This is a genomic window from Fictibacillus sp. 5RED26 (assembly GCF_015903895.1).
Taxonomy (GTDB): domain Bacteria; phylum Bacillota; class Bacilli; order Bacillales; family Fictibacillaceae; genus Fictibacillus; species Fictibacillus phosphorivorans.
On sequence record NZ_JACZDU010000002.1, the window covers coordinates 562,531 to 575,185 of the forward strand.

At 34.6% G+C, this 12,655-nt stretch carries 12 protein-coding genes and 3 pseudogenes; 11 read left to right on the forward strand and 4 right to left on the reverse strand.

Annotated elements, in window-relative coordinates:
* The first annotated feature begins 104 nt into the window (after nucleotides 1-104).
* From IHV10_RS10975 to IHV10_RS11005, 7 genes and pseudogenes are all read left to right on the forward strand, one after another.
* On the forward strand, nucleotides 105-284 hold the full coding sequence (locus tag IHV10_RS10975) for a DUF4083 family protein (protein ID WP_153237408.1): 180 nt from the start codon (nucleotides 105-107) through the stop codon (nucleotides 282-284).
* On the forward strand, nucleotides 281-1,480 hold the full coding sequence (locus IHV10_RS10980; protein ID WP_197129041.1) for a PDZ domain-containing protein: 1,200 nt from the start codon (nucleotides 281-283) through the stop codon (nucleotides 1,478-1,480). The genes IHV10_RS10975 and IHV10_RS10980 overlap by 4 nt, the downstream gene beginning before the upstream one ends.
* An 836-nt stretch (nucleotides 1,481-2,316) precedes the next feature.
* Nucleotides 2,317-3,002 (forward strand): annotated as a pseudogene (locus IHV10_RS10985) (DUF2711 family protein).
* A gap of 549 nt (nucleotides 3,003-3,551) precedes the next feature.
* Nucleotides 3,552-3,836: a hypothetical protein gene (locus IHV10_RS10990; protein ID WP_197129044.1), complete on the forward strand. Its 285-nt coding sequence runs from the start codon at nucleotides 3,552-3,554 to the stop codon at nucleotides 3,834-3,836.
* A 165-nt stretch (nucleotides 3,837-4,001) separates the two neighbouring features.
* The gene (locus tag IHV10_RS10995) at nucleotides 4,002-4,457 is read left to right on the forward strand and encodes a hypothetical protein (RefSeq protein WP_197129047.1); all 456 of its coding nucleotides are present in this window, start codon (nucleotides 4,002-4,004) and stop codon (nucleotides 4,455-4,457) included.
* Nucleotides 4,458-5,250: 793 nt separating this feature from the next.
* Nucleotides 5,251-5,757 (forward strand): annotated as a pseudogene (locus tag IHV10_RS11000) (DUF2716 domain-containing protein).
* 140 nt (nucleotides 5,758-5,897) lie between these two features.
* Nucleotides 5,898-5,984: pseudogene (locus IHV10_RS11005) on the forward strand (tyrosine-type recombinase/integrase); the annotation flags it as partial.
* 45 nt (nucleotides 5,985-6,029) lie between these two features.
* On the opposite strand, the gene IHV10_RS11010 reads toward IHV10_RS11005, so the two are convergent.
* Entirely contained in the window at nucleotides 6,030-6,461 is a 432-nt protein-coding gene (locus IHV10_RS11010) for an ASCH domain-containing protein (RefSeq protein ID WP_197129050.1), read from the reverse strand.
* A gap of 384 nt (nucleotides 6,462-6,845) precedes the next feature.
* On the opposite strand from IHV10_RS11010, the gene IHV10_RS11015 reads away from it, so the two are divergent.
* On the forward strand, nucleotides 6,846-7,151 hold the full coding sequence (locus IHV10_RS11015) for a GNAT family N-acetyltransferase (RefSeq protein ID WP_197129053.1): 306 nt from the start codon (nucleotides 6,846-6,848) through the stop codon (nucleotides 7,149-7,151).
* Nucleotides 7,152-7,212: 61 nt separating this feature from the next.
* Here IHV10_RS11015 and IHV10_RS11020 read toward each other — a convergent pair whose 3' ends face one another.
* From IHV10_RS11020 to hxlA, 3 genes are all read right to left on the reverse strand, one after another.
* Nucleotides 7,213-7,932 (reverse strand): 3-ketoacyl-ACP reductase, encoded by a 720-nt coding sequence (locus IHV10_RS11020; protein WP_197129056.1) that lies wholly within the window; start codon nucleotides 7,930-7,932, stop codon nucleotides 7,213-7,215.
* 113 nt (nucleotides 7,933-8,045) lie between these two features.
* Nucleotides 8,046-8,603 (reverse strand): 6-phospho-3-hexuloisomerase, encoded by a 558-nt coding sequence (hxlB, locus tag IHV10_RS11025; RefSeq protein WP_197129059.1) that lies wholly within the window; start codon nucleotides 8,601-8,603, stop codon nucleotides 8,046-8,048.
* An 8-nt stretch (nucleotides 8,604-8,611) separates the two neighbouring features.
* Nucleotides 8,612-9,244 (reverse strand): 3-hexulose-6-phosphate synthase, encoded by a 633-nt coding sequence (hxlA, locus tag IHV10_RS11030; RefSeq protein WP_197129062.1) that lies wholly within the window; start codon nucleotides 9,242-9,244, stop codon nucleotides 8,612-8,614.
* A 191-nt stretch (nucleotides 9,245-9,435) separates the two neighbouring features.
* Here hxlA and IHV10_RS11035 point away from each other — a divergent pair, with 191 nt between their 5' ends.
* The 3 genes from IHV10_RS11035 to IHV10_RS11045 all read left to right on the forward strand — a co-directional run bounded on the left by IHV10_RS11035 (nucleotide 9,436) and on the right by IHV10_RS11045 (nucleotide 12,654).
* Nucleotides 9,436-9,801, forward strand: coding sequence for a winged helix-turn-helix transcriptional regulator (locus IHV10_RS11035; RefSeq protein WP_197129065.1), 366 nt, complete (start codon nucleotides 9,436-9,438; stop codon nucleotides 9,799-9,801).
* 242 nt (nucleotides 9,802-10,043) lie between these two features.
* Complete coding sequence (locus tag IHV10_RS11040; protein WP_197129068.1) at nucleotides 10,044-11,534, forward strand: spore germination protein; 1,491 nt, start codon at nucleotides 10,044-10,046, stop codon at nucleotides 11,532-11,534.
* A gap of 4 nt (nucleotides 11,535-11,538) precedes the next feature.
* Entirely contained in the window at nucleotides 11,539-12,654 is a 1,116-nt protein-coding gene (locus tag IHV10_RS11045; protein ID WP_197129071.1) for a GerAB/ArcD/ProY family transporter, read from the forward strand.
* Nucleotide 12,655: the final 1 nt, after the last annotated feature.

The following is a 12,655-nucleotide window of genomic DNA, read 5'->3' on the forward strand; positions in this document are numbered from 1 at the left end:
ACAAATAAAACCCTGAATAGTTTCTATGGTGAGTATCAAATTAAACAGAAAATCAAATGATTTAAAAGATAAAATCCTTTGTCATGCTTAAAGGGGTAGACAATATGCAGTCATTGAATGTTGGAGATGTGCTTTATCAGCTGGTAATGTTTTTAATTCTGATTGCCATCATCGTTGGAGTTGGTTTATTAGTGAAGCGAGCTGTGAGTACGGATAGAAGATTGAAACGTATTGAAGAAAAAGTGGATGAATTGAAAGATGAGAAAGGAAGAGACCGCACATGACAGACACCTTTGTGAAAGAATTACTTCAGGGTATGCTGCTTCTTTTTTTACACCCGCTTTTTTATGGTTTTATTCTGGTTGCTTTTTTAATTGGATTAAAACGTGTAAAACGAGAGAGAAAAGAATTTAAAGTGCGCGTGCATCCCTTCATTGATAATTTAATATTTTCATTGCTGCCAGGCATTCTAATCGGACTCATCGGTTCTGTAATCTTTGTGGCTGCTGGTGTCACATTGCCGCTTGGGATGATTGCTTTGATCGGTGTCGTATATTTGGCTTTAGGCTTAACGTTTAAAACAAGGTTTATGAATCCTGCATATGCTGTGAGTTTAGCGGCAGTTGTTGGTTTGTTGCTTCCAAAATTTCAACTCGGAATTTCTTTTCTAGATCGTTGGATTGTAGATGTTCAAAAAACGCCACTTGATTCATTAGCAGTCGTTATTGGTGTTCTTTTGATTCAAGAAGGGATACTGGTCATCTGGAAAGGTGCAGATCGCACTTCTCCTCGGCTGTTCAAAGGAAAACGAGGACATTATATCGGTGCACATGAAGCTACGAGATTTTGGATTGTTCCTCAGTTTTTAGTTTTACCTGTAGGCTCAATTCCTGTTTTAGATTGGTGGCCTTTGTTTCCGATGGGTGCGGTAGGATTCTCATTCTTCCTCGTACCGTTTGCCATCGGATATCGCCAGCTAGTTACACATACACTGCCGGAAGAAGCGATTAAACATCTAGGCAGACAAGTTTTGATTTTAGGATTTATCGTAACAGGCATTGCAGCAGTAGGTCATTTTTATAATTTGCCGCTCCTAATTGCTATAGCAATCGCAGCAGGTCTTGCAGGACGAGAGCTCATTACACTCGTAACGAGCCAACGTGATGATACGAGACCATCACACTTTGTACCAAGAGATCAGGGAGTTATGATTCTTTCAGTAGTACCAGGGACACCCGCTGCAAAGATGGGATTAAAGATTGGCGAAGTCATAGTAAAAGTAAATGGAGTCACACTTTCACAAGAAACAAGTTTGTACCGAGCCCTTCAAATCAACGCTGCATACTGCAAGCTAGAAGTTCTTAATTTAAATGGCGAGATTCGATTCGTTCAAGGGTCACTCTATCAAAACGAACACCACCAACTAGGTGTACTCCTTGTTCATGATGTAGTGGATCGGAATGCTGCTGTTGGGGATTGATGTGATTTTTCATAATTCATTAGAATTTTTTCAAAATTCATTAGAAAAAAATTCAAAATTTATTAGAAACACTTTGACCTCCCCTTACCAAGTAATATTTATTCAATATTATTAATTTTTATTCATATACATCACTGGTTATTAATGTAAAAACAACGAAAAAATATGAGCTGACCGAAGGGTTAGCTCTTTTTTTTGTTATTCCACAATCGGGCCAGATTGTTGAATAAAGAAGTTGGTGAGATATGATCTAACGGTGCAAATTAGTTCGATAATAAAAAATTGGATTGTAATGTTTTTCATAAAATATTATGTTAAATGTTAGTAGCATTAAGGGGAATTTTTAAGGAGTATTACTAATGAAAAAAATATTACTTCGGTGGATCATAGTTCTGTCCACATTATATTGCATATGTGATATATTATTTGATTTTGATGAAACACGTATTTTAAGAGGTATTAGCAGTCTGATTAAGGCAATCTTTTTTTTGTGTCTGTTTATTTACTTGGAAGATAAGGAGATAAACACCAAAAGGGTGGTAAGATCTTTATTACCAGTTTTAATTTTTTTAATATTAGCTAGCTTAATCTTTAACACTCTACCTCACAAATATATTATATGGTTTTTAATTATTTGCCCTACACTTTATTTTATAATTTTTATAATTATTTTTAAGTCCCCCAAAAAGGATTCTACTCAAATGTGATTTTAATGATTAAAAATTTTCAAAATAATTTATGAACCTAACAGGGGAATTTCTCTAAGAAAGAGATTCGCTCTAATGAACTTATTGAACAAATCGGTAAGATTTATAGATGAGAGGTGGTTTTCATTGCTGGATTACATAAGGTTAGATACTAAGTGCACTATTCTAAGTCAAATACCAGATAATTTTAGTTCAGCAGCAATTTTACTTCATCCCTTTGTAGAGATGCCGTCAGGTTGGACACAAAGAAAAAAAAATTAAAACCCATTCAAACACATATATCCAACTGATGAGGAAATCTTAAACAATGCTAAACCAGTTTTGTGGAAAACAGTGATGGATGAATGCGGTCTAGCTTCATTTGCAGAATTGAGTTAGCATTATTGACCTCCATCGGTGCTTTAAATGAAGACTATGCCAAAACAGATTTGGCTGATTCATTAAATGCGAATCTTCAGCAAGACCTTTATTTTCCAGATGAAGATAGAACATCAGTTTTTTTTTTAAAAGGATTATTAGAAGTAATGGATTCTAAAGAAGCAACCTTATTACATTACTCTGAACCTATTTTCGATACTAGTGGTAGTTTGAAGTTAAAAGATGTAAAACCAACAAGAATATGCGAATTGTCATCAGCAGAGTTGATGGTTACTACTAATAATATTGAATATGCCTTTATGAGTATGTATGATTCCTTCAACACTTTGTTTATGGCTAAACAAGAAAATATTGATGAGATAGTGCGGAACATGAATTGGGAAGCTATCATTTGTGATGAGCAAACATATATGGATTGGTTTCTTCCTAAGAAGTAATTGGCTTTCTTATTCAACTTTCGGGTGCTATCGTTGCACAAGACTATATGCCGTTCTTCTGGTTAGTTGAACAAGGAATTTAATTCTTAAAAGTATAATATCTCATAAAAAATCAACAAGATAGGGTACGGTATAAAAAATGGAAAAACTTAAAGAAACTTTATTCGCTATGGGAACTTACACTTTTCTTTTTTTGTTCTTTTATAGCTTTATTGATAGTAATTGGACTAATAAACAGTTAGTTAGTTTTCAAGATTATATTGGTGTTTTTGGATTGATTTTAGTCATTGCGTATATTGAAAGATCTCAATCCGTTTTATCTAAAAAATATTATTATTTGATTAGAGTTTTGGCGTTAGTGATAAGCATACTGTTGCAGGTGTTTCTAATTTAAAAATAAGGATTCCCTTTTTAAACAATCGGGTGCATTTCTTTAAAAAGAAATGCCTTTTATTATGTTAAAAATGATAAATTTAAATGATACGGAAATACAGTTACTTGTGACTATGTATTTAATTATTTTTACAGGAATGGGAATTGGAGGCGGAGATGAGGGAAACAGATGAGGTATTTATAATATTGCTTCCGATTATTTTAGTTCTAATATTTATTACAGGAATATGCCTATTAGGGTATGGAATTTACCTTATTTTCAAAAAGGTTAATGAAGAAGAAGGACTAAATAAAAAAATAGAAGCTTTAGTTGCAAATATTTTTGGATTACATTTAGATCCATTTAGTAGAATATCAGTAGCAATTCTATTAGGTGGCTTACTAAGCTTATCTTCGTTCTTTTTTATTTTAAATATGTTTGGATATATTGAGATGGAATAAGGCAATGAATCAATAGCTTTTTAAATAGGAACTTTATGAATGAAGTGGTGTTACTCCATATTCAACAATCGGGTGCATTCCTACAAGAAGGAGAATACTCTATTTTATTGAATAAAAGGAGAACTAGTGTATTAGTTTCTAAATATATTATGGTCTGGGTGAGTTATGGAATTTAAGTATCAGTTGTCGGGAAGAGGTTGGGCAAGCGGTAGTATTAAAATCAATAATAAAGAATTCAATTTTATAGCAAGTTATCTTACAGATTCACTAAGTGATCTTCTAAAGTCATTAATAACAATTACTCCTGGCTGTGTACCTTACCCTATAAATGAAAGTACTTTTAATATGGAGGAAGAACCTGAAAGATTAGTTTGGAAATTCGAGAAGCAAAATGACCGAGATGTATTAATAACAATAATAAAAGTAAGTGGGATTGAAAGAAGTATTGTATTTAAAGAACAATGTTTATTAAGTGATTTTATAAAGGCTGTTGTAAATTCAATTAGCAAATTATTAAAGAAGCATGGTATAGAGGGATACCGTGAAAATTGGGTGAACCATGATTTCCCCCTGAATGAATATCAAAGACTTTATAATTACATGAGTAAGAAAGTTAAATGAATTATTTAGCAATCGGGTGCATTTCTTCAAGAAGGAGAAGTGCACTTTTTTATGGAACTTATTAAACAATCGAGCAGGATTGTTGTATAAGCAGCTACACAGAATTATATTGGGGGGGGGTATATGGAAACTTCAAAGGCTATGAAATCAAAGGGGATAAATAAAGGTACAATTTTTAAATACACTTACATTTTTCTTGCTGGAATTTTTTTATTTATTAACTGTTATTTGGGGGCAATCGGATTTATTTCAGAGGAAAGTTCGAAGATAGATTACTCGAGATTTCTTCCGTTTATAATCTGGGGAATAGGTTTTATTATTCATTTTTTTAAACAATTAAGATTTGTAGGACTAATAATACTTTCATTGCCGTTTATATATTGGTTAAGTCTTTGGGTGCGGATTATTTTTTAAAATCCAACCCACTATTCAGCAATCGGCGGCGATTGTTGGATAGATTTAAAAAGAAGTGAGGGGTTTTTTGTATGAAAATGAAAAGAAAAACTTATTTAGCTCCAGTAATCATCCTATCGTTACTTAAAATAGGTATCGTTTTAAATGTTAACTCATTTGATCACGCAAAGAGTGCTTGTATAAACAACGGTATGATACCTGATATTCAGAAAGACTTTCTAGCCTTCAATTGGTCCGTTTCTTGTCAGTAGCAAATCACTGTCATGTTCCATTAAAGGGTGCTTTTCTTCAAGAAGGAGAAGTGCTCTTTGTATTGAATTTAAGGGCATAAATGGTATTGCTAACCTTATTGATGAGCAGTGTTTTGGGGGGATCAAACATTAATAATTGGATTGAACTTAGTAAATCAGAAGAAAAAGCAGTATGGCGAAAGGTTTATAAAGATTTTAAATTCAAACCTAGTATTACTAAATTTCCATCTTTTAAACTACCAAGCCCATTCATTACATACGATATTTCAGTTTATAGTAATTGGTCAGGAGATTTTAAAGAATTTGATGAGATTTATAAAGACCTTGAAGAGAAATGATTGTTTGCATTTAAAGAATTAACGAATAATGATAAATATTTTTATGCATTAGATTGGCAACACCATTCATACTGGGTCAATCCCTTTTTAGAGTTTCCAAAAGACGAAGAATTTGATGAGTGGATAATACCTATTTTTCCTGATGGGGATTATTACTTCTTTATACAAAAGGAATTCAACTGGGGATTGTTAGGTCATCCCTGGGAACAGACCATAACTATATTTGGTGAGGAACTTATCCAATCGTTTAAAAAACATAATCCTAGAATGTTTAATACTATTTTACGGATAGGTTAATCTTACCATCTGAGCTAGCTAGTCAAGGGTAGCATTCCTAATGAGTTATTCCACAATCGGGTGCATTTCTGAAATAATTAATAAACCTATCAGATGAAAATGTGAAAAAACAGTATATATTAACTTTTCATCTATAAGACCACCAATTACGTTATAGCTACGCTACTAATATGATCAATAATGGAGCACCTCTTTTATTGATACAGAGTTTATTAGGGCATGAGAAATAAAAAGGGGCTGATTTCTGCGCATCGATACCAATGTATCAGCTCCTATAAAATTAAATCATGCTCCCATAATCCTAGCTTTCCCTTAGCGGGAATAAACTCATCCAACATCTGCATGTCTTTAACTACCCAAGCATAACCTCCCACTATAAAGTCACCCATAAAATAGTCATTCCCTGATACGATTCGACCATCCTCCAGAATGGCCCATGTCTCATTGTTTTCATTTACCTTCAAACAATCTACAAGTTTGCATACAGCAATGATATGGCCAGTTGGAAGATTCTCTGGTGTGTATCCATGCTTACCAAGCAAAGACTTTATGGCTATATGATTAGCGACGTCTTTATCAATTTTTTTACTTGTGTGAATGGCAAGTGGCCCCCGATAATTCGTTCTCCATGACCTTGTTTCATATGTTGCCTCTCTAAGGATAAATAGGCTTGCCCATGGCTGGATCATTGATAAAACCTTCATTTCTGACACTCTCCAACCTGTAGAAGTTTATTTTGATAATAGAGTGTCCCTGCAAAGGAATATTATGAGCAAAAGGCAGAATATCAGTTCACGGAGATCCATTTTATGAGGTATGAGTCATGACCAGTGATCATTATTATCATGTATAAATAAGGGAACTATTTTTGTAGGGTTTTACAAACACACTGGATGTGATTAGGCATGAACTTACACATGGAGTGACTTAGTTCACGAGCAGGATAGAATATGAAAAGCAGCCTGGGGCTATGTGATCAGCACTCTTATGTCTGTACGAAAAATGGAAGAGCAACCTAATAAGTAGCTGTTCCTTTTTGCAGTTAGCTCCTTCATTATTCAATAATCACCGAAACTCTGAGTACGTATTTGCATACTCAGGGAGTGTTTAATGAAGAAGGGGTCCTTGTTGCTATTGGTGGATTAAATAAAGACCCATTTTCAAACGAACAATCTATTGGTAGGGTGAGAAGGTTTTATGTTAGTAAAAAGTATAGGAGAAACGGTATAGGAAAGCTTTTGATAAAAAAAATAATTGACGAAGCAAAAAGAGATTATAAAATTTTGGTGCTTCATACAGATACGGAACAGGCTGGTAAATTTTATACTTCTTTAGGATTTTCAAATGAAAGCCTTTATCCAAATTCAAGTAACTTTATAGAACTTAAAAGCTAACGTGTTATTAAGCGTACTTTGTACGAACTAAAGAAGCAGACCCAACTGGATCTGCTTCGTTTTATGAAGGATTTGTTGACCATAATCCAGCTGTTTTGACAAATACTCTTGGATTAAATTTCAAACTAGCCACGACTAATTCTGCAAGGTCTTCTGGGTGCATCACGTTTTCTTCATTGCCTTTAACAAGATTTGTATCAATGGCTAAATCTGTAACGACCGTACTTGGTGTTAAAGCAGTAACACGGACATTATGTTTTCTTACTTCTAGCATAAGTGATTCTGTTAGCCCTAAAACAGCGAATTTAGAAGCACTGTAAGCACTTGTAACAGGAGCACCTTTTTGGCCAGCAGAAGAAGAGATATTAATGATATCTCCTGATTTTCTTTCGATCATACCTGGTAATACTGCTCGTGTTACATTATACACACCCATTAAATTGACTTGGATGATTTTTTCCCATTCTTCTGGTGTTAGATCAAGGAACCCACCAAATTTAGCAACACCAGCATTGTTGATTAGGATATCAATTTGGCCTAAGTCTGATTTGATATGTTCAATAGCATGGGTAACGGATTCAAGGTCCGTTACATCTGCTGTTGCAGCAGAAACCTTTATATCAAATTGTGCTAGTTCAGCAGTTACCTTTTCTAGATTAGACATATTTAAGCCGATTAGGCCTAAATGAACGCCTTCTTTTGCCAAGGCGATAGCAGTAGCACGCCCAATGCCTCTTCCTGCGCCAGTAACTATTGCATTTTTTCCATTTAAAGAAATCATTCTATCACTCCTAGAATTATTACTAATTGAAGTAGAACATACTAACAGAAAGACCACAATCTTGCATGGAAACAGTTTGTGGTCTTCCTATTTAGAACTCATGGAATAATTGTTTATTCTAAGTTGGCGTGTTTACCGTACATTTTATTGGTATCCAGACCTTTTTTCTCCATAAACCGAAGAATCACAGCGTCGTAAAATAGTAAAAGTGTTTGCTCAAATAATGAGCCCATTGGTTGAATCGTCTTAAAATCACTCTCCGACTGATCTTTAGGTGAGCCAGGCAACTTAATTGTGATATCCGCTAATTGTCCGATAGTGGACTCAGGGAAAATGGTTACAGCTGCAATTGTCCCACCGATGCTTTTTGCCTTCTCAGCCATGGAAACTAAACCTTTCGTTTCTCCTGAACCTGATCCAATGATTAAGATGTCATCTTTTTCAAAGTTAGGGGTTACTGTTTCGCCAATCACGTAGACATCTATCCCCATGTGCATCATTCGCATGGTGAATGATTTGGCCATAAATCCAGATCTACCTGCGCCTGCAACAAAGATTTTTTTTGATTCAAGAATCCCATTAACTAATTTTTCAGCTTCATCATTCGAAATTAAATCTACGGAGCGATTTAACTCTTTTATGATTTCAGCTAGGTATTGAGTTGTATTCATGAACTGAATTAGCCTTGATTAATCATTTGTTGCATTTTAGCAGCAACAGCTTTTTTATCAGCTTGTCCAGTAATCCCGCCACCTACAATGACAAGGTCTGGTTGTACTTTGATGACTTCTGGAAGTGTGTCTAACTTAATACCACCTGCGATTGCAGTTTTAGCATTTTTTACAACACTTTTGATTGTTTGTAAATCTTCAAAAGAGTTCTTTCCAACTGCTTGAAGATCGTAGCCAGTATGAACACAAATATAATCAACGCCAAGTTCATCTAGTTCTTTTGCACGGGCTGTAATATCCTTAACAGCGATCATATCAGCAAGGATTTGTTTCCCTTGTTTTTTAGCTTCTTCTACTGCACCTTTAATTGACTCGTCTTCTGCAGTTCCAAGAATCGTAATGATGTCAGCACCTGCAGCAGATGCTTGACTGACTTCATATCCAGCTGCATCCATAATTTTCAAATCAGCTAATACGGTTAAGTTAGGAAATGCAGCTTTTACTTCTTTTACTGCTTTAAGACCTTCATTGATCACCACAGGTGTACCAATTTCTACAACATCAATATGATCTTCTACCTCTTTCACTAATTCAATTGCTCCCGGAATATCGACAAGATCTAATGCTAATTGTAATTTCATTTATATTTTCTCTCCTTATAGATAATTTTATTTTGTTGCGCTGAGTGGCTGGGTGTAAATGTTAATATTCATTTACTTACTAGCATGCTGTTTAGTATACTCAGTATGTAAATAAATTTAAAGTACGCACTTTTTCCGCATATAGTTACAAAAAGTATACTATTGGATGAAATAAAGGAGAATGAATGTAGATGCCTAATTTAGGAGATAAGGACTTTAACTGTGAAAAAGAATTAACTCTTGCAGTAATAGGTGGTAAATGGAAAATGTTGATTTTGTGGCACCTAGGCAAGGAAGGAACGAAAAGATTTGGAGAATTAAAGGCCATTATGCCAGGAATTACTCAGAGGATGCTTGTAAACCAATTGCGAGAACTGGAAGATCATTTAATCGTACATCGAGAAGTTTATCCTGTAGTTCCACCAAAAGTGGAATACTCCCTTACTGAGAATGGAAAAAGACTTTTACCAATCTTAGACGCTATGTATGAATGGGGTAAAGATTATATTGAGAATGTATTGGAAAAGGAAACTGATGATCCATCAGCAGTTAAATAGAAATAAACTTTTCAGAATAGTAACTTACCACGGGTTAGTCATTTTAACCGTGGTTTTTTTATTACTGTTTTATATACAGAGTAGAGATAACAACTTTCTAATAAAAATAGTATCAAAAAGCTTGAACAATGATTTTTATATGATTGAAGATCAAGGCTGTTTTACTAATGGAGTAAATTATATGAAACTGAACATAATACCAAAGGTGTAGAACTATTATCCTTATTGGGAGATTGATGTTGATGTTTTGGAAAAGGAAGAATATTTGGATAGGAAGCCAAAATGAAAATAGAACAAAAAAGATGACAACTAATATTCCTATCGCAATAGATGTTCTCCGCGAACGTATAGACAACATGGAAGACGCTGAAGTAATCGAATATCAAACCCAAAACAATAAGATATTTGTATTGATATTTATAGGAACATTGATTGATAAAGCAAGGTTAAATGAAGCTGTTATTGAACCTTTACGTCTCTGCAAGTATGAAAATATTTCAACTTGCATTTCTGTCTCTAAAATTACTGAAATTACAACGTTGGAAGAGGCGGAAAAGAAATTGATGCTGGGAGCCATCCTTCTTTTTGACACCATTGAAAATCAATGGTGTTCCGTTGATCTTAAAGATCCAACGGGACGTGCGATAGAAACCTCTGAAACAGAAACAATCCTTTATGGCGCTAAAGACAGTTTCAGTGAAAACTTAGAACAAAATATTACATTGATTCGTAGAAGGCTACCTCTAACAGCATTAAAATCAGAGAAATTCACGGTAGGATCACTAACTGAAACAAAGGTTGTTTTAATGTATATTGAGGGTTTAACGAATCCTGATTTCATATCAATTGCTAGGGAAAAAATCAAGAGTATTGACTATGATCAGATTCTTGACTCCTCCCAATTAGCAGCCTTTATGGAAGATCACAAACATAGTGTATTTCCACAATTTCAACATACTGACCGTCCCGATGTGTGTGCATACTCACTAGGCGTGGGTAAAGTTACCATTCTAGTGGATAATACACCTTTTGCCCTGAATGCTCCAATCAACTTTTTCCATTTATTCCAATCACCCGAGGATTATATTAATCGCTGGATCGTTGCAAGCTTCTTGCGGATCATAAGATATTTAAGTTTCATGCTCTCCTTGCTGATGATTCCACTATATGTTGCTTTAACGACACATCATTATCAGATGATTCCCTTGCAAATTCTATTCGTCCTTGTAGAAACGAGAAGTCAATTGCCACTAACTCCATTTTGGGAATCGCTGATTATGTTGATAACACTTGAGGTCATTAAAGAAGCAAGTCTAAGAATGCCCACGAAATCTGGCCAAACGTTAGGCGTAATCGGTGGTATTGTCGTTGGACAAGCTGCTGTAGAAGCAGGATTCGCTAGTCAAGTGCTAATTGTTTTGGTTGGTATTTCTGCTATTGCTTCGTTTCTTGTGCCGAATTACTTGATGACTAAAGCGACTACATTAATACAGTTTACGCTATTGATCCTTGCTTCTTTTCTTGGAGTAATGGGCATCTTTATGGGCATCATTTTACTTTTAGTCAATTTGAATGCACTTACTTCTTTGAAACAACCATATTTTACCCCTGTTGCCCCTTTTTATGGGAAAGATTGGCTTGATCTATTTATCCGTGGTCCATTGCATTGGATGAAAACAAGGCCAGAGGCTCTTCATCCTCTACAGAAATGGCGATATAGCCGAAGGAGATGATCCCTTGACTGAATTTTCATTGTTCGAGAAAACCTCTTCGTATCAGGGGATTTATATGACTTTAATGGTCAATAGGATACAAATGTTATATTTTGCAATCATTATGCCCGTTTTTCTTATACATCCCTATATGATTTGGATGATTATCATTGTAGGGTTATTATCACAAATCAGTATATTCATGTTATCGAAATGGTTTAATTCCATGTATGCATCTAAAGGCTACGAAGGTTTTGTAGAACTTTTTGGTGAACGCATGGTACGGTTACTAGCTTTCATCGGAATCGGTTTCATATTATTAAAAGTGATTGTAATTATACTCGGATATATAGAAGTAGCACAACATTTCATCTTTCCTTCAGTTAATACGAACTGGATGCTTCTGTTCATTTTACTAATTTGCTGGTATGTTGCTTCACTAGGGATGACCAATACCATTCGTTTTATCGTCATTGCCTTTTTATGTACAGCTTGGATGCTATTGTTATTATTAAAACTGCCTTTTCATCCCTCTGCCACTATACATGATTTATTTCCGTTAATACCATATGAATGGACGAGAAAATCATGGAAAAGTGTACTATTCATCTGGTCAGCCTTTTCTGGCCCGGAATATTTGATTTTACTTGCGCCTTGGTTCAATAAGAGAGAAAAAATCCTCAAATACATGACAATCGGAAATGCATTTACCATTTTTGAATATCTGATTATATTTATTGCATCTTTGTTTTTTTTCGGATCACATTATCTTGGAGAAAACAAATTACCGATGATGGAAATGATACGTTACTTGCAGTCACCAGTGTTTGAGCGAATAGATATAATTTTAATCTCTGTATATTTATTTCACTTTGTATTCGCCATAACAATCTTCCTGTTATTTTTTTATGGTGCAACTCGTATTACTTTGAAGAAAACGAAAGATCAAACGACTCGATTAGGGTTTGCACTATGTTGTGCTATATTTTTCATTTGTATAATGATGAGTAATGAATTGTTGTGGAAAAAGGCAACTAATCAAAATATTTTGTTAGAGCTAGAGATATGGGCAGGAGCACTCACATACTTATTCGTACCATTACTTCTTTTCATCTCTTTAAAGCGAAAGGGCCGTTTCTAGT

Bases quoted from the DNA above. Each gene is read 5' to 3' on its own strand.
- IHV10_RS10975 (WP_153237408.1), top strand. From the start codon at position 105: ATGCAGTCATTGAATGTTGGAGATGTGCTTTATCAGCTGGTAATGTTT.
- IHV10_RS10980 (WP_197129041.1), top strand. From the start codon at position 281: ATGACAGACACCTTTGTGAAAGAATTACTTCAGGGTATGCTGCTTCTT.
- IHV10_RS10990 (WP_197129044.1), top strand. From the start codon at position 3,552: ATGAGGGAAACAGATGAGGTATTTATAATATTGCTTCCGATTATTTTA.
- IHV10_RS10995 (WP_197129047.1), top strand. From the start codon at position 4,002: ATGGAATTTAAGTATCAGTTGTCGGGAAGAGGTTGGGCAAGCGGTAGT.
- IHV10_RS11010 (WP_197129050.1), bottom strand. From the start codon at position 6,461: ATGAAGGTTTTATCAATGATCCAGCCATGGGCAAGCCTATTTATCCTT.
- IHV10_RS11020 (WP_197129056.1), bottom strand. From the start codon at position 7,932: ATGATTTCTTTAAATGGAAAAAATGCAATAGTTACTGGCGCAGGAAGA.
- hxlB (WP_197129059.1), bottom strand. From the start codon at position 8,603: ATGAATACAACTCAATACCTAGCTGAAATCATAAAAGAGTTAAATCGC.
- hxlA (WP_197129062.1), bottom strand. From the start codon at position 9,244: ATGAAATTACAATTAGCATTAGATCTTGTCGATATTCCGGGAGCAATT.
- IHV10_RS11035 (WP_197129065.1), top strand. From the start codon at position 9,436: ATGCCTAATTTAGGAGATAAGGACTTTAACTGTGAAAAAGAATTAACT.
- IHV10_RS11040 (WP_197129068.1), top strand. From the start codon at position 10,044: ATGTTTTGGAAAAGGAAGAATATTTGGATAGGAAGCCAAAATGAAAAT.